15 protein-coding genes are annotated in these 16,469 nt (G+C 35.5%); 3 read left to right on the forward strand and 12 right to left on the reverse strand.

Annotated features, from left to right (window positions below; all coding sequences use genetic code 11):
* Positions 1 to 2: 2 nt before the first annotated feature.
* The 3 genes from IC610_RS05660 to IC610_RS05670 form a co-directional block, all read right to left on the reverse strand.
* On the reverse strand, positions 3 to 1,064 hold the full coding sequence (locus tag IC610_RS05660; protein ID WP_191735599.1) for an efflux RND transporter periplasmic adaptor subunit: 1,062 nt from the start codon (positions 1,062 to 1,064) through the stop codon (positions 3 to 5).
* Between the two features lie 68 nt (positions 1,065 to 1,132).
* Positions 1,133 to 2,485 carry a TolC family protein gene (locus IC610_RS05665; RefSeq protein ID WP_191735600.1) on the reverse strand — a complete coding sequence of 451 codons (1,353 nt, stop codon included), beginning with the start codon at positions 2,483 to 2,485 and terminating at the stop codon, positions 1,133 to 1,135.
* Positions 2,486 to 2,577: 92 nt separating this feature from the next.
* Positions 2,578 to 3,171 carry a TetR/AcrR family transcriptional regulator gene (locus IC610_RS05670; protein WP_056080802.1) on the reverse strand — a complete coding sequence of 198 codons (594 nt, stop codon included), beginning with the start codon at positions 3,169 to 3,171 and terminating at the stop codon, positions 2,578 to 2,580.
* 168 nt (positions 3,172 to 3,339) lie between these two features.
* Between IC610_RS05670 and IC610_RS05675 the strand changes: the two genes are divergently transcribed.
* The 3 genes from IC610_RS05675 to IC610_RS05685 are packed head-to-tail and all read left to right on the forward strand — an operon-like array spanning position 3,340 to position 8,322.
* Complete coding sequence (locus tag IC610_RS05675) at positions 3,340 to 4,392, forward strand: tetratricopeptide repeat protein (protein WP_191735601.1); 1,053 nt, start codon at positions 3,340 to 3,342, stop codon at positions 4,390 to 4,392.
* A gap of 10 nt (positions 4,393 to 4,402) precedes the next feature.
* Complete coding sequence (locus IC610_RS05680) at positions 4,403 to 5,440, forward strand: DUF7948 domain-containing protein (protein WP_191735602.1); 1,038 nt, start codon at positions 4,403 to 4,405, stop codon at positions 5,438 to 5,440.
* 50 nt (positions 5,441 to 5,490) lie between these two features.
* Entirely contained in the window at positions 5,491 to 8,322 is a 2,832-nt protein-coding gene (locus IC610_RS05685; RefSeq protein ID WP_191735603.1) for a T9SS type B sorting domain-containing protein, read from the forward strand.
* A gap of 68 nt (positions 8,323 to 8,390) precedes the next feature.
* Here IC610_RS05685 and IC610_RS05690 read toward each other — a convergent pair whose 3' ends face one another.
* The 9 genes from IC610_RS05690 to recQ form a co-directional block, all read right to left on the reverse strand.
* Positions 8,391 to 9,215, reverse strand: a complete 825-nt coding sequence (locus tag IC610_RS05690; RefSeq protein WP_191735604.1) for a CvfB family protein — start codon at positions 9,213 to 9,215, stop codon at positions 8,391 to 8,393.
* 140 nt (positions 9,216 to 9,355) lie between these two features.
* Complete coding sequence (locus IC610_RS05695) at positions 9,356 to 9,838, reverse strand: hypothetical protein (RefSeq protein WP_191735605.1); 483 nt, start codon at positions 9,836 to 9,838, stop codon at positions 9,356 to 9,358.
* 97 nt (positions 9,839 to 9,935) lie between these two features.
* A complete protein-coding gene (gene lpdA, locus IC610_RS05700; protein WP_191735606.1) occupies positions 9,936 to 11,339 on the reverse strand; it encodes a dihydrolipoyl dehydrogenase in 1,404 nt (467 codons plus the stop codon).
* Positions 11,340 to 11,532: 193 nt separating this feature from the next.
* A complete protein-coding gene (locus tag IC610_RS05705; RefSeq protein WP_191735607.1) occupies positions 11,533 to 11,889 on the reverse strand; it encodes a hypothetical protein in 357 nt (118 codons plus the stop codon).
* 56 nt (positions 11,890 to 11,945) lie between these two features.
* Positions 11,946 to 12,404 carry a hypothetical protein gene (locus IC610_RS05710; protein WP_191735608.1) on the reverse strand — a complete coding sequence of 153 codons (459 nt, stop codon included), beginning with the start codon at positions 12,402 to 12,404 and terminating at the stop codon, positions 11,946 to 11,948.
* 4 nt (positions 12,405 to 12,408) lie between these two features.
* Positions 12,409 to 13,497: a glycosyltransferase gene (locus IC610_RS05715; RefSeq protein WP_191735609.1), complete on the reverse strand. Its 1,089-nt coding sequence runs from the start codon at positions 13,495 to 13,497 to the stop codon at positions 12,409 to 12,411.
* A 78-nt stretch (positions 13,498 to 13,575) separates the two neighbouring features.
* On the reverse strand, positions 13,576 to 13,890 hold the full coding sequence (locus IC610_RS05720) for a hypothetical protein (protein ID WP_191735610.1): 315 nt from the start codon (positions 13,888 to 13,890) through the stop codon (positions 13,576 to 13,578).
* Positions 13,887 to 14,135, reverse strand: a complete 249-nt coding sequence (locus tag IC610_RS05725; protein WP_191735611.1) for a hypothetical protein — start codon at positions 14,133 to 14,135, stop codon at positions 13,887 to 13,889. The genes IC610_RS05720 and IC610_RS05725 overlap by 4 nt, the downstream gene beginning before the upstream one ends.
* A gap of 18 nt (positions 14,136 to 14,153) precedes the next feature.
* On the reverse strand, positions 14,154 to 16,358 hold the full coding sequence (recQ, locus tag IC610_RS05730; RefSeq protein WP_191735612.1) for a DNA helicase RecQ: 2,205 nt from the start codon (positions 16,356 to 16,358) through the stop codon (positions 14,154 to 14,156).
* Between the last annotated feature and the right edge of the window lie 111 nt (positions 16,359 to 16,469).

The raw sequence follows: 16,469 nt of genomic DNA on the forward strand, positions 1-16,469 counted from the left end.
TGTTACTTTACGATATTGATTTTTGAACCGTTATCAAGGTTGATCTGTCCGCTGGTAATTACCTGCTCGCCACCATTAAGTCCGCTGATGATCTGTACTTTATCACCATACACTTTACCTGTTTTCACAGTGATCATTTTAGCAGTTCCATTCTGAACGATAAAGATCTGTCCTGAACTCACACCATTTGCAAAAGCTTCTGCAGGAATTGTAAGCATATTTTGGGTTTCGGCACCGTTGTTTGTTTTAAACAGAGCTGTTCCATACATACCTGCTTTCAGATTTCCTCTGTTTGGAACTTCAATTTCTACAGGGAAATTAAGAGAAGCATCACTTTTTGGAGCGATAAATGTAATTCTTCCGCTGAAAGTTTCGTCAGGTAAAACATTTACATTAATAGAAACTTCCTGACCCAGCTGAATTCTTCCAATCTGGCTTTCATCCACCAAAACTGAAAGTTTTAATGAATTGATATTTACAATTTCAAATAAAGCAGTTCCAGGTGCAACAACAGCTCCCGGCTCTACCATTTTTTTGTTGATAGTACCGCTGATCCCTGCTCTGATGCTTGTATCATTCACTCTCACGCTTTGAGCTCTTACTGCAGCCTGCATGTTTTTCAACTGTAATCTTGAATTATCCAGCTGCTGTTTGGTAACACCTCCTGTTTTGAAAGCATTTTCATAACGCTGATTGTCTGCAATAGCATTCTGTAAGTTGTTCTGAGCCTGAGTAACGTCTACTTCAATAGCATCTCTTTTAATCGTTGCCAAAACCTGTCCCGCTCCTACTCTGGAACCTTCTTTTACGAAAACGCTTACCACTCTTCCTGAAATATCTGCAGACTGATTCATCTCCTGTTTCGGGATGAAAGTTCCGTTGGCAGAATAATCTGTATCAATGTTTGACCTTGTAGCTGTAATGACATTGACGTTGATTTTGTCAACCTGTTTTGCCACTTCTTTTACTTCAGTTTCCTGTTTCTTTTTGTTGTCGGCAATTTTCCAGGCAGCTAAGCCTACAAGTACAGCAGCGACGATGATATATATTAAAGTTTTTTTCATTTTAGTAATGATTATTTTTTAATGTAAATGGAATCTTTTTTTTTGATAAAAGACTTCACAATAGTTTATTAGGGGTTTTGTAAAGTATTAAGTTCTCCTTTGGCTTTGATTAATTTGATTTCTGCCTGTTTGTAATCCAGTAAAGCGTTTGCATAGTTTTGTTTTGCCTGAGTTAATGCATTTTCAGTGTCCAAAACTTCTGTAAGTGTTGCCAAACCGTATTGGTAATTGGCCTGCGTGTCTTTCTGAACTTTCTCGGCAAGACCAACGTTATTCCGCATACTCTCAATGTTGATCAGTGAATTTTCCATATTGGTAATTGCATTTTTATAATCAAGACTTAATGAAAGCTGGGTATTTTCAATATCCAGATCTAAATCGTCGATATCGATCTGCGCCTGAGCAATTTTAGATTTAGTAGCACCACCAGTGAAAATCGGGATGTTGATATTTAAACCAATCGCTGAGAAATCACTCCAGAGTACACCATTCTGCAAACCGTTGGTTAAAGGAAACTTCGCTCCTGTCGCACCCCAACCGTAGTTGGCAACAAGATTAACCGTTGGATACAGATAAGCTTCTGTTGCTTTTTTATTAAAAACCAAAAGTTCTCTGTTTTTCTGAAGCACTTTTACTTCAGAACGGCTGTTTAAATCTACATTTGAAGCAAGAAGTTCCGGTCTTGGATCAATTGATTTTTCTTCAAGGGTAATTTCTGTTTCAATTGGAATTCCCATGTAGAATTTCAATGAATTTTTAGAAAGCTCAACACTATTGATTAAAGTCTGTTTGTTGGAACCGATATTGGTCAGCTGAACATTGGTTCTGTCTAAATCTATCTGTTTTGCCAAACCGTTATCTACCAAACTTTTGATAACGTTTCTTACTTTTTCGGTATTTGCGTAGCTTTGGTTTACTGTTTCAAGATTTTCTTCCTGCACAAAAACCTGATAGTAAGCTGTTGCAACATTTTCAATCAACTGCTCGTTGGTTAACTGAGCATTAAGAATATAAAATTCTCTTGTTGACTTCGCAGCTTTCAAACCTGTGAAAACTCTCTGGTCAAAAATAGCCTGCTGAACCTGTGCAGTTGAAGTGGTCTGCCAAGGCTGTCCCAGTTTTGCTATGATTCGCTCTCCACCAAATTCAAGCAATGATTCCTGAATAACAGGATTGTAGGTAAGACCTGACGTAATGCTGATCTGCGGTAACGCTCCGGCTCTCGCCTCGGCTATCTTATATTCAGCTTTTTTGATCTGCAAAGCTGCTTTTTTGGCTTCTGCTTTATTTTGCAAAGCCTGCTTAATGGCTTCCTGCAAAGATACCTGTTGCTGTGCAAAGGCAGATGTAGAGCCGAAAATCATAAATGCTGCAGCTATCCCAATTTTTAGCTTTTTTGCAGTTATAAGTTTTCTATTCATAATTTATTACTTCGTTTATTTTTTGTTTTCTTTGTTAAAATCTTTATTCCTAAAGGACGGGTGAAATTTTAAAATACTTTAATCTTTTTTAATTATTTCTTAAATAGGATATTCAGAATGATGTCTTTCCGGTCCGCAATCAAAAGATCGAATTCTTTTTCGTCGAGCATCATATTTTCCAGAAACAACGGGCGCACCGCACTTGGAAATATGAGAAGTGAAATCATATTGAGTACAAACTGTACCGGTGCCATTTTTTCAATATTTCCCAATTCCATTTCTGCTTCAATTTCGCTGTACATCTTTTTTAAATCTTTCTCTTCTACATCTCTTTTATGACAGCTTCCTTTGTTAATTTGAGAAACGATATAGGTTTCCAGATAAGGATATTTCAGGCTTGTCTGAAGGCTTCCGTCGATGAAATTGGCAATCTTCTCTTTGAAGGGAAGGTCTGAATTCATAATTAACTCAGATTTTTCTTTTTCAACTTTATGCGCTTCATCAAAAATAATCTGGATCAGATTATCTCTCGATCTGAAATAGTAGTTGATTAAGGTTCTGTTGACACCCGCCTCATCCGCAATCTCCTGTGTAGTTGCGTTAAATTTCCCCTGCACGAAGAATAAATTCTTAGCAGTATCCTTGATTAATTCCTGGGTTTGGTCTTTCTTTTCTTGTTTTGACATTTTTGTTAAACAATTTTGTGCAAATATATATCAATCATTTGTTTTGACAAAATTGTTAAACAAAATGATTAATATGATAATAATCATTTAACGCAGCAGAATCACGTATTAATGATTTATTAATTTCTTTATAGCCTTTGTTTAATTATATTTGCGAAAAACTATTTTATGATGAAGAAAATATTGTTTTTGCTGTTCTTTTGCATATCCATTTTACATTATTCACAGATAGACTCTAAACTTTTATATGGCGATTGGATTGTTACAAACAAAGAAATGAGTGATGGCAGTAGATATTTTTCACAAATGCCTACATCGAATCCTCATACAATTTATTATTTTAAAAAAGCAGGGTATTTTACTAAAGAATTTATCACTGATCCTGAATCGTTTATTAATTTTTCTTTAAAAATAAAGGACAGCGTAATCATTTCAGATAATATTAAACATTACAAAATTGAGAAACTTACCCAAAATGAGCTTATCCTGCTCGATGTGAATGATAGAAAATTGGAAAAGACTTACGGAAGATATTATCTAACTAGATACGAAACTGCAAGAAAAAATGATTTAGAAAAATTTGCCGATCAGGATATTTTAAGTTCTACACCTGCCTTATCTCCATATCCTAAATATGGAATATTCGCAGATGAATTCAAAAATGATAACGATCAACCATTTAAAACCAAAGGTTATTTGATTTTTGATCTTGAAAAGCAGTACATACAGACTATTTTAACAGATATTACTGATATTTCTACAGTATCACAAAATAAACTGAAAGAGATTTTCAGATACTCCTACAAAAAATGGAATTTTTCTAAAGTAAATCATTTAAAACACATCAGAATGCCATTTGTCGCAATAGGTTACAAAATTCAAATTCAGAATAATACACATTCGAATATTTCTGTTGGATACAACATTTCAGAATATGATCAGATTACCCTTCCGATGGACACAAACAAAATTTCTGATGCAGAAAGATACAATAGTCTTGCATTAAAGTGTTTTGAAAATAAGGACTATAGTTGTTCAGTTGAAAATTTTAAAAAATCTTTCCTTCAAAACAAATATAACCTTGATGCCCATTATAATTACGCAGCTATCAATCTTGCACTAGGAAAAAAAGACCTCGCCTGCCAAAAATGGAAAGAACTCATAGGATATGGGCAAAAAGAAGCAGAAAAGGAATTTCTAAAAAATGATTGTAAAAACTAAAAACAATAAGATGAAAAAAATTTTATACCTCTTAGCCCTGCTAAACATTACTTTTTTGTTTGCGCAGAAAAATTTTCAAAATAATTCTGAATATCATTTTTATGAAAATAAAGGTCAGATTGTTGATCAGGACGGAAAACCGAATAATGCTGTAAAATATTTATTTCATTCGAATGGATTGAATGTTCAGCTGCGAAAAGGAGGTTTTTCGTATGATGTTTACGAGGTAAAAAAGACACCAAACCCTCATTTTCGAAAAGCACAAAAAAATGATCTTCCGCAGAAGCCTGATTTTAATCTTGATGAATTTAACTATGAAAATCTCTATCACAGGATCGATATTGAGCTTATCGATTCAAATCCAGACGCAAAAATTGTAGCAGAAAACAAATCAAAAGACTACGATAATTATTTTAATATCAGCCACAATCCTAAAGGTGTGACCAATGTTCACAAATATCAGAAGGTAATCTATAAAAATATTTACAGAAATGTAGATTTGGTATTCTTTAAACCTAAAGACACGTTGAAACCTATTGAATACAACTTTATCATTCATCCCGGAGGAAAAGTGTCTGACATCAGGATGAAATTTAATGGTGCTCAAACAAAGATTTTAGACAATAAATTAGACATGGATCTGCGTTTTGGAAAGATGCAGGAAAATATTCCACAAAGCTGGATTGCAGGAAACAAAAGAGAAAATATTAATGTTTCATTTAAAGATTTAGGTGATCAGACTTTTGGTTTTCATTCACCTGTGAATACATCAGAAAAAACAATTATTATCGACCCTGTTCCGACAAGAATTTGGGGAAGCTATATTGCAGGTTCTGGTGAAGAATATGCAAAAGCAAAAACTGACTCGCAGAATACCCTCTACCTTTTTGGAGGAACCACAAGCAATACAAACTTTGCTACCTCCGGAACTCATCAGCAAAATGTAGTAGGAAGCTTTGACGCATTTGTAATGAAAGTAACTCCAAACGGTCAAAAAATTTGGGGTACATATTATGGATTCAATCAGGATGATTTTTTAGTGATGTAGATTTTGACGAAAACTTTAATCTTTTTGCCGGAGGAACAGTTCAAAGAGGTATGAATAATGATGATATCGTTATCGCTAAATTTAATAATAATGGTGGATTTATATTTGACAAAGAGTTTGCATCTACAAGAAATGAAGCCCTATACAGTCTTTCTTATAATCAAAACCATGTTTATTTTACTGGAAGTTCTTTTAGTTCTGATTTTCCAACTATAAATGCAATGCAACCAACAAAAGCGACGCCAGTAGGATTGACAGATGGAATTATTGGTTCGATCAATGCAACAGGTGGAACTGTTGACTGGGCAACTTATTTTGGGCAAGTAGATGGTGCCACAGGTTTCTATCAAATTATGTCTTCTTCTGATGCTCTCGAAATGATCGGAGCTACTCAGTCTTCAACTATACCCATGATAAATGCTTTTCAACCGATAAAAGCCGGAATCGTAGATGGTATCTATTTAAGATTTTCAAAAAGTGGAAATAATATTATCAGATCTAGTTATTTTGGAAATGTAGGCCAGGATATTATAAGAAAAGGTGCTATCGTTAATAACATCCTTATTCTTCCAGGAAAATATTCCACTCCTGCATTTCCGTTAGGACAGGCTGGAGTCTGGAGAGTAAACTTATCTGATGATACTATTGTAAAAAATTACTTCCCCTTACAGGATGATTATCAATTGACAGGACATCCGGACACACTCGGAAATGTGTTTTTTACAGGTATGGGATCAACCTCTCAACCTGACATTTCCACTCCTGGTGCTTATTTAGGGCTGCCATATGCATTTAATGATATTTTTTTAGTAAAATATAATCAGAATGATATTAAAGAATGGGGAACTTATTACACCGGAAATGGTTCTACTCAACTAGCAGACATGACGAAAGACAGCAATAATGCTATTTACCTGACAGGAATGTCCAGTGGAAATACGACAGGTATTGCGACTCCAGGTACTTTTCAGCAACAGAGTGGAGGATCTGGAAGTAATGACTTTTTCGTTGCTAAATTTCAAGACTGCACTTCAACTGGAATTGTATCTTCAAATTCCCCAATCTGCACTAACTCGACTCTAAACCTTACAGCCTCCGGCGGTACCACCTACAGTTGGACAGGTCCAAATGGATTTACCTCAAACTTACAAAACCCTACAATACCAAATGCGTCCTCTGCAAACGCAGGAGTTTACACTTGTGCAATTTCAGGTTCGGGATCTTGTGACGGTAGTTTCACAGTCAACGTCGTTATTGGAGACAATCTTGCTCCCGTTCCTAATCAGGCAACATTACCTACGGTGACAGGAGATTGCAACATGACGATTTCCAGTTTCCCGACAGCTACAGACAACTGCGCAGGAACAATTACAGCAACCACAACAGATCCTTTGTCTTATTATACGCCGGGAACTTACACTATTCACTGGTCATACAACGACGGAAACGGGAATATTTCCACTCAAAATCAAAATGTAACTGTCAGTTTGCCCACAGCTCCAACCACTTCAAGTAACCAGCAGATTTTTTGTGCAAGCGAACAGCCAACTTTGTCAGACGTGCAAATCAGCGGACAAAATGTTGTCTGGACAGATGTAACAGGAACTGTAATTTTCGCAAACGATCCACCTCTCGTCAATGGAGAAACCTATTATGCGTACTCTACTGTTAACGGTTGCCAAAGTAACACAATTTCGATTCAGGTTACCGTAAACAACACACCTCTTCCTACTGCAAATACAAATCAGGATTTCTGTGCTTCCGCAAATCCAACACTGGCAAATCTTATCGTCAACGGAACAGCTTTAATTTTTTATGATGCTGCAGGAAACGTTTTACCTCTTACTACTCCACTCATCAATGGTCAGATTTATTATGTAACTCAGACGCTCAATGCCTGTAAATCAGATAAGCTTGCGATTACAGTTACGCTCTCTCAGAATAATGTTCCTGCAACCAATTACAGAGAGACCTTATGCAACGTTACGACTGCGATGATGATGACGGTCAATCTCAATTCGTACCAATCTAATATGATTGCGAATCCTGCGAACTACATCTTTACCTACTATGATCAGGCCGGAAACATAATCAATAACGCAACCAGCTATATTTTAAACTTAGGTTCAAATCTAATCAACGTTAAAGTAGCAACAGCCGATGGTTGTTTTAAAAATGTAATTCTTGAATTGGTTTTAAATCCTAAACCTTCCGTCACGCTTCCCGAAGATTTTCATTTCTGCGAGGGAAAATCTGTCGTACTTGACGCAGGAAGTGGTTTTGTAACCTACCTGTGGAATACCGGAGCAACTACTCAAACCATTACTGTTTCTACTGCGGGAACTTACTCTGTGAAAGTAACCAACAGTTTTGGATGTGAAAATACCGACAGCATTGTGTTGAGTTATTCCACTCTTGCACAGATTACAGCTGTAAATATTACAGGCAATACTGCGGCGGTGATAGTTTCTCCGTCAGGAATTTATGAATATTCTCTAGACAATGCTTCATGGCAGGATTCCAATATTTTCACACAACTGGAAATGGGTGAATATACAGTATATGTAAGAACGAAAGACGGCTGTTTTATCGGACAGAAACCTTTTTCCATTTTTAATATTCCGAATGCGATCAGCCCCAATGGCGATAATGTGAATGACAGTTGGAAAATTGCAGGACTTCAAAATTATAAAGGCTCAGAAGTAAGCGTTTACGACAGAAAAGGAGCCCTGGTTTTCAGACAGATTGTCAATAAAACACCTTTGGAGTGGAATGGAAAGATCAATGGAGCACCGGTTCCTACAGGAAATTACTGGTACACAATTAAAGTTTCAGACGGCAGAAATTACAGCGGATGGCTTTTGATTAAAAACAGAAATTAATTTTAAATTCAAAACAAAACGGGCGGTTTCTTAAATGAAACCGCCCGTTTTTATTTTATAAATATTATTTAAACCAACCTTATTTTATCTTCCATAATATCCACGATTTTATCTTTATACAAACCGCCAAGCGCTTTTTTAAAGTTCTTTTTGCTCATCTGTAATTCGTCTTTAATTTCTTCAGGTGTGGACTTGTCTGAAAGGTGAAGCAGACCGAAATTTTCTTCAAGCTTATCTAAAATTTTCTGCTTAAACTCATCAATATTTTCAAAACCCTGAGGTTGCAGTGAAATATCGATTTTCCCGTCTTCCCGGATTTCTTTAATGAAACCGCTCTCCTCAGATAAAGGATATAATTTTTTGAAAACATCAGAGGCATAAATCAGCCCGATATATTTTTTATTGATGACAACGTTCCAGCCAAGTTCGCTTTCATTCATCATAATTAAATCTACCTTATCTCCTTTTTGAAAAGGCAAATTTTCATACTGAGGATTTCTTTTAAATTTTGTGGTTCCGGTAATTAAATCCAGATCTTCATCTACATAAAGATTCACAAGATATCTCTTTCCTTCAAGAATTTTAGTTTTCTGCTGCTTGTAGGGAATGAAAAGATCTTTGATGATTCCCCAATCCATAAATGCACCTGTCGGAAGACTTTCAACACAACTCATCACGGCAAATTCGCCCACTTCAGCCAATGGAATTTCTGTTGTTGCTTTCAGTTTGTTATCATCCTGAAAAACAAAAACCTCAATTTCGTCGCCCACTTCTTTTTCTTCTCGGATAAAAACTTTAGACAGGAAAGCGGTTTTCCCGGATTCTGATTCAAGCATCCATCCTGAAGTATTTTTTTCTGAAATTTTTAAAGTCTGGGTTTTTCCGAGTTGCATTTAAGATAAATTTAGTTGGCAAAGGTAAGGAAAATAAGTTGGAGATTTTTTGGGTTGGAGGGTTGGAGGATTTAGAGTTGGAGCGTCTGAGGGTTGGAGAGTTGGAGAGTTGGGGGGTATATGGTAAATTGATTTTAAATTTAATCCTTATAATTTTTTAAATGATTAATCAAATTTTTAGATTCTTTTAAATAATCTGTTTTTTCATCATCAAATTTCCCGACGCTTTTAATTAGTTGATCTTTCATATAATAATATCTTGATTCAGACAATAGTTGAGGTTGTTTCAAATAACCATTTTCATCAAGTGTCTGATATTTTTTTGAATGAACAAAGACCAACTTCCCGTTTTCCGAGAAAAAATATTCTGTAATGATGTTCCAGGCTGACAAACCTACAAAATGTTCCATTTTTCTTAGTTTTCCGTTTTTGTAGAATCCTTTTAACTCAATTCCGTTATCTGTAACTTCAGATTGATCCATAAAATAGGAATACGGGACCGTTTTAATTTTAAAATCTTTGGTTTGATTAATTTGCTGAACTATCTTTTGTACAGGCTCAATATTCTGCCCGAAGAGCAATCCTGAAAAAATAACCATCGAAAGAAGTATTAGCTTTTTCATCATCAAATATTTGCAACAAATTACAAAAAAAAGAGAAGCTGAAACTTCCCTTTTTATATTTGCGCCAACTTGGCTCTTTTTACTTTTACCTTGAATCTTACATGTGCAAAGCTCTCTTCCCTGTAGCATCCAAAGCAGCTTCTTTCACCGCTTCAGCGTACGTTGGGTGCGCGTGAGAACTTCTTGCGATATCTTCAGCACTTGCACGGAATTCCATAGCGATAACACCTTCAGCAACCAAATCGGCAGCTCTTGCACCAATCATGTGGAAACCTAAAACTTCGTCTGTTTTTTCGTCAGCAATGATTTTCACCAAACCGTCGATATCACCACTTGCACGGCTTCTTCCCAAAGCTCTCATTGGGAAAGTTCCGATTTTGTACGCAACACCTTCCTCTTTCAGTTGTTCTTCAGTTTTACCAACTCCGGCAACTTCAGGCCATGTGTAAACCACTCCTGGAATTAAATTATAATTGATGTGAGGTTTTTGTCCCGCCAAAGTTTCAGCAACAAAAACGCCCTCTTCTTCAGCTTTGTGAGCTAACATCGCCCCTTTGATAACGTCACCAATCGCATAAATATTTGCAACGTTGGTCTGTAAATGGTCGTTTGTTTTTACTCTTCCTCTTTCGTCCAATTCAACACCCGCTTTCTCCAAACCAAGTCCGTCTGTGTAAGGTCTTCTTCCTACAGAAACCAGACAGTAGTCTCCTTCAACTGTAACTTCCTCTCCTTTTTTATCTTTTGCAGTGATCTTTACAGAATCTCCGTTTCTATCAACCGCAGAAACCGCTGTAGAAAGCATGAATTTCATTCCCTGCTTTTTCAGAACTTTAGTCAATTCCTTGCTTAAAGCTCCATCCATTGTAGGAATGATTTTGTCCATAAATTCAACCACCGTTACCTGAGCTCCAAGTCTCAAATACACTGAGCCTAATTCAAGACCGATAACTCCGCCACCGATAACAACCAAATGCTTAGGAATTTCTTTTAAATTTAAAGCTTCAGTAGAAGTGATCACTCTTTCTTTATCTAAAGTGATGAAAGGCAAAGATGAAGGTTTAGAACCGGTTGCAATAATGGTATATTTAGAATCGATCGTTTCTGTAGAACCGTCGTTTTTCGTCACTTTAATCTGAGTTGCAGATTCAAAACTTCCAAGACCTTCGAAAACAGTGATTTTGTTTTTGTCCATCAGGAAGTTAATTCCTTTTGTAGTCTGCTCTACCACTTCATTTTTTCTCGCAATCATTCTTGCGATGTCAGCCTGTGGCTCATTAATGATAATTCCGTGGCTTTCGAAATTGTGTTTTGCATTTTCGAAATGCTCAGAGCTGTCTAAAAGCGCTTTTGAAGGGATACATCCAACGTTAAGACAGGTTCCGCCTAAAGTTGAATACTTTTCAATAATTGCTACTTTGAAACCTAATTGTGCAGCGCGGATTGCAGCTACATAACCTCCGGGACCAGAACCTATTACGGTAACATCGAATTGACTCATTATATATTTTAATTTATTTATTATCTGATGATTAATTCGTACAAATTTACTGATTAATTCAGAAGGAACAAAGTGAGTTTTGTCAAGTTTTTTTTTGTAAATATGAAGGATGTTGGATGATGGGTGCGGGATGTTTAAATGATTGAGAATATTTTTGTTTTAAATATTCCTACATTCAATTTTTGTCTTCCAGCTATTTTTCTAATTCCAGATTCAATTTTCCTTCTCCAAAAACTTCTTTATTTCCAAAAAAATCGCCTCCGCAAATGTACCATGGAAGATTTTCTAAATATTCTACAGCGTTTTCAGGTTTCATTTCTGCAACTTTTTTTTTTGCAATTATTCCTTTAAACCATCTGTTTAAATTTGAAGAATTTTCTGATTCAACAGCATATTTAAGCCAGATTCTCTGGCAAAGTCTGCACTGAATAATGCTTACTTCTGCATTCCTGTCATCAGTCAAATCTTTTCCTACGATTGAAGTTCTGTATTCGGATTCAATTAAATCGTGTTTTTCGCAGGCACAACCTAATTTTGGGAGTTTTTTCATGAATGAAATAATGATTTTAAATTTTAGAATTTCAAATGTAAGAAAATCAAAGAGATTTAATTTACTATGAAACCTTTAAAATAACTTTTACAATCAGCGTTGTAAGCTCTTACTTCTTCTCTAAAATCACTCTTCCATTCAAAATTGTCATCCCCTAAAAAGGTGTATGAGATATAAAAACTGTAACCAGATAATAAAAGCAAAGAAAGCTGTATCAATAAATACGTTTTTACAATGAATTTTTTATTTTTTATTAATCTTAACAGATAAAAATCAATGATTAAAAGTAGGAAGGTAATTACTAAACCATTTAACAAAATTCCCGAAATATAAAAAACTTCAGCCAATGAACTTGCCAAAGAATTACTTTTATATATAAATGGGAATGCATAATATTTGGGGAAAATGTCACCTGTGCAACTGCATTCAAAAACATAATTAAACCAAGTGAATTTAAGAAGAAAGAAGCCTAATGAAAATATATAAAAAGAAATAACTTTTAGAAAAATCTTCACAAGCCTATTTTTTATGCATCAAATCCAACAGAACCTTTTCATAATTATCCAAAATAATTTCTTTCGAAAACCGTGATTTTATAGAATTTTTAATAGCTTCATGATCATAAGAACGATGTAAAATCTGCATAATTTTTTGTGAAAAATCTTCGTGATTTTCAATATCAGAAACCTCACCGTTGGTTTCGTGCTGAATGATTTCGTTGATTCCACCAGGACAGTTATTGGCTAAAGAATATGTTCCGCAGGCTCCTGCTTCAAGTAATACATTGGGAAAACCTTCATATCTTGAGGATAGAATAAACAAATCTGCATATTTCAAAAACTCATACGGATTCTCCTGTCTGCCATGAAAAACGATATTTTTTAAGCCTAAAAATTCTTTCATCTGATGCAGAATTTCACGGTCTTTTCCGTCTCCTAAAATGTGCAGTAGAATTTTTTCGTTTTTTAATCTTGAAAAAACTTTCAGTAAATTATCAAAACCCTTTCTCGCAGAAAGATTCCCAATCGCAACAACGTTTTTATAGTTGTATTTATAACATTCAGGCTTACGCGAGATGGCTAATTTTCCGTCTATAAAATCAAAATCAACAGGATTATTGATCTTAACAATTTTTGACCGGTTTACTTTAAAATTTCTGACCAGATCGTGCATCATATCATCACTCTGTGCGATAATCTGCTGATAATTATTGTAAAAGTGGTAGAAAAATTTAATTTCCTTTTTAGTAACATGTTGCGAAACAACATTGGTTTCTCTCGCAATAAATTTTGTTTTGGGGAAAAGTTTGATAAACATCGACAGATACGCATTTACCTCTCCATATCCCGAAAAAACAATATCCGGCTTCCGGCGGTAAATCTCTTTTAGAATCGGCTTAAGAGAATGGCGGATTCTCTCAGTGTTGATATCAATAATTTCAACGTCTTTTTTTAAAATATTCAGATAACCACCCTCTTTGCGCAACAGCAAAATCTTCGGTTCAAAACGATCTCTTGAGAGATGATTTGCAATGGTGGTAACGATTCTTTCTGCACCTCCGGTCTCTAAATCCGGCAGAATAAATATGACAGAAATTTTCTTGTTCATTATACAGTTGGTTGAAAAACCTTCCGGTTTAAAAATGTTTTCTCTTAAGTAGAATTATTTTAGTCTGTAATATTTAAATTACATCAATTCAGGAAATTCATGAGAATGATTGTTCAGAATATGATTAATTAAAAACTGATCATCTTTCTGATCGAAAAATATGTACCACGATGTCCTGGTATTTGCTTTATAAACTATAAATTTCTTACCAAATTTTAGGAATGGTATCGGTGAATCTCTGCTGATTGGTTTGTGAATATTATAGTCTACAAAATCATAAATTTTCTCAGCGTACAACTGGCAATCAAGTTCAAAACCAAAATATTCTTTCACGTATAAAACTCTTATCAGCTCCTCAATCGACTGATGAAATTCCCGCGAATAAATAATCATTTTCCCCAAGACAATTTAGAAATAAATTCCCTGGTTTTTTCTCGGGATTCCCCCGAATTTAGACCCCTAGAAAATCTTTCATCGAAATCATCTTTCGCCAAATATTCAGTTTGGGATTCTGAAAGTGTATCTGCAGTAGCCCTTTTTTCTTTCAGCTCAAGCAATTCTGCAATTACCTCGAGATCATCAAGCTTATTTATCCAATGAATTAAGTCTGTTTTTGATTGTACAATGGGATTTTCCATTCTAATTTTATTTAAAAATCAATTGGCAACATCGCTTATAAATTTAATTCTCAGCATTCTTACTTCTTCGTCAGAAAGTTCATCACCAAATTCGTCCAGCAAAACTTTCATGCTGTCACTTTCAGATTCATTCATAAATTCCATGAACTCATCCACCATATCTTCATCGAAATTTTCTTCGATGTAGTAGTCAATATTTAATTTTGTTCCCTGATAGACAATACGCTCCATCTCTTTCAAAAGATCATTCATCGAAAGATTTTTAGCTCTTGCAATATCTTCAAGATCTATTTTTTTATCAGTATTCTGAATGATGAAAACTTTATGGCTGGATTTGTTGGCCACATTTTTCAAAACCATATCCTGAGTGCGTTCTATATTATTGTCCTCAACATATTTTGAAATGAAATCAGCGAATTCCTTACCGTATTTTTTTGCTTTACCTTCACCAACTCCGTAGATTTTTGCGATTTCATCTAAAGTGATCGGATACTGCACCGTCATATCTTCAAGACTCGGATCCATAAAGACTGTGTAAGGCGGAATACCATGTTTCTTGGCAACTTTTTTCCGGAGTTCCTTTAAAAGCACAAACAGGTTTTGATCTAAACCTCCACCAGCCTGCTGCTGCACCTGATCACTTTCTGCCTTGGTTTGAGAAAGATCAAATTCACGGTCTTCAGCAATCATAAATGAACCGTCAAACTCGCCTTTAAGAATCTTTTTTCCTTTTTCTGCTATTTTTAAAACGCCGTAAGTTTCAATATCTTTCTGAAGGAAATTCTGTACTGTTGCCTGTCTTAAAATGGTTTTCCAGTAATTTTCTTTTTCATCCTTGCCAAATCCAAAATGAGGTGTCTGCTCAAGTTTATACGATTTTGTAACCGCATTTTCTTTTCCTACAATAGTTGAGATCAAATCCTTAGATTTAAATTTTTCTCCCGTATCATTGATCAGATGCATGACTTTTTTAAAATCTTCTGTTGCATCTTTCAGTTTTGGAGGATTTGATGCGTTGTCACACATTTTCGCTCCGTCTCCTTTTGCAGGATCAAAACTTTCGCCGAAATAATACAGAATATATTGCCTTCTGCTCATCGAAGTTTCTGCATATCCAACCACTTCATTCAGCAACTGCAGACCGATTTCTCTCTCGGAAACAGCTTTTTGTGCTAAAAATTTCTCAAGTTTTTCAATATCTTTCGGATCATAGAATGCCAGGCAGTGACCTTCACCACCGTCTCTTCCTGCCCTTCCGGTTTCCTGATAATAACTTTCAAGAGATTTTGGGAAGTCGTAATGAATCACAAAACGTACATCCGGCTTATCGATCCCCATCCCAAAAGCAATTGTGGCAACGATTACATCCGCTTCCTCCATCAGAAATTTATCCTGATTGGCAACCCTGATTTTCTGGTCAAGTCCTGCATGATAAGGAAGTGCGTTGATACCGTTAACCTGTAGAAGCTGGGCAAATTCTTCTACTTTTCTCCGACTCAGACAGTAAACAATTCCTGATTTTCCTTTGTGCTGATTGATAAATTTAACAATTTCTTTATCAACATTCACTTTCGGCCGTACTTCGTAATAAAGATTGGGTCTGTTGAAGCTTTCCTTATAAACGATAGCCGACGTCATTCCCAAAGTCTTCTGAATGTCATCCTGCACTTTTGGAGTAGCGGTGGCCGTTAAAGCAATTACCGGAACATCAGCAATCTTATCAATTATTGTTTTTAAATTTCTGTATTCAGGTCTGAAATCGTGACCCCATTCTGATATACAGTGCGCTTCATCAATGGCAACAAAAGAAATTTTCACTTCCTTGAAAAAGTCAAGATAATCTTCTTTAATCAATGATTCCGGCGCCACATAAAGAAGCTTTGTTTTTCCGGCTTTAATATCGTCAAAAACCTTTTTGGTCTGAGTTTTGTTAAGTGATGAATTCAAAACGTGGGCAACTCCTTCATCTGATGAGAGTCCGTTCACGGCATCCACCTGATTTTTCATCAGGGCGATAAGCGGTGAAACAACAATGGCAGTACCTTCAGAAATAAGGGCAGGAAGCTGATAGCAAAGTGATTTACCTCCACCCGTAGGCATAAGGACAAAAACATCCTTTCCATTCAGTAAATCTTCTATGATTTGCTCCTGCTGACCTTTGAAGGTAGAAAACCCAAAGTATTTTTTTAATTCGCCCGATATATTGGCTTTTTTTGCGCTCATCTAATTTTGTATTGCTAAATTTGCATCCATCCCAAAGTTATAAAAATTCTGCTTAAAATAAAAGCGAACGAATTTATAAAAATAAAATTTATAGTAAATATAAATAGATTC

Origin of the sequence: Chryseobacterium caseinilyticum, assembly GCF_014837145.1 — a bacterium.
GTDB classification, from domain to species: domain Bacteria; phylum Bacteroidota; class Bacteroidia; order Flavobacteriales; family Weeksellaceae; genus Chryseobacterium; species Chryseobacterium caseinilyticum.

Excerpts from the sequence above, each read along its gene's own strand:
- IC610_RS05660 (WP_191735599.1), bottom strand. The coding sequence starts at position 1,064 with ATGAAAAAAACTTTAATATATATCATCGTCGCTGCTGTACTTGTAGGC.
- IC610_RS05665 (WP_191735600.1), bottom strand. The coding sequence starts at position 2,485 with ATGAATAGAAAACTTATAACTGCAAAAAAGCTAAAAATTGGGATAGCT.
- IC610_RS05670 (WP_056080802.1), bottom strand. The coding sequence starts at position 3,171 with ATGTCAAAACAAGAAAAGAAAGACCAAACCCAGGAATTAATCAAGGAT.
- IC610_RS05675 (WP_191735601.1), top strand. The coding sequence starts at position 3,340 with ATGATGAAGAAAATATTGTTTTTGCTGTTCTTTTGCATATCCATTTTA.
- IC610_RS05680 (WP_191735602.1), top strand. The coding sequence starts at position 4,403 with ATGAAAAAAATTTTATACCTCTTAGCCCTGCTAAACATTACTTTTTTG.
- IC610_RS05685 (WP_191735603.1), top strand. The coding sequence starts at position 5,491 with ATGAATAATGATGATATCGTTATCGCTAAATTTAATAATAATGGTGGA.
- IC610_RS05690 (WP_191735604.1), bottom strand. The coding sequence starts at position 9,215 with ATGCAACTCGGAAAAACCCAGACTTTAAAAATTTCAGAAAAAAATACT.
- IC610_RS05695 (WP_191735605.1), bottom strand. The coding sequence starts at position 9,838 with ATGAAAAAGCTAATACTTCTTTCGATGGTTATTTTTTCAGGATTGCTC.
- lpdA (WP_191735606.1), bottom strand. The coding sequence starts at position 11,339 with ATGAGTCAATTCGATGTTACCGTAATAGGTTCTGGTCCCGGAGGTTAT.
- IC610_RS05705 (WP_191735607.1), bottom strand. The coding sequence starts at position 11,889 with ATGAAAAAACTCCCAAAATTAGGTTGTGCCTGCGAAAAACACGATTTA.
- IC610_RS05715 (WP_191735609.1), bottom strand. The coding sequence starts at position 13,497 with ATGAACAAGAAAATTTCTGTCATATTTATTCTGCCGGATTTAGAGACC.
- IC610_RS05720 (WP_191735610.1), bottom strand. The coding sequence starts at position 13,890 with ATGATTATTTATTCGCGGGAATTTCATCAGTCGATTGAGGAGCTGATA.
- IC610_RS05725 (WP_191735611.1), bottom strand. The coding sequence starts at position 14,135 with ATGGAAAATCCCATTGTACAATCAAAAACAGACTTAATTCATTGGATA.
- recQ (WP_191735612.1), bottom strand. The coding sequence starts at position 16,358 with ATGAGCGCAAAAAAAGCCAATATATCGGGCGAATTAAAAAAATACTTT.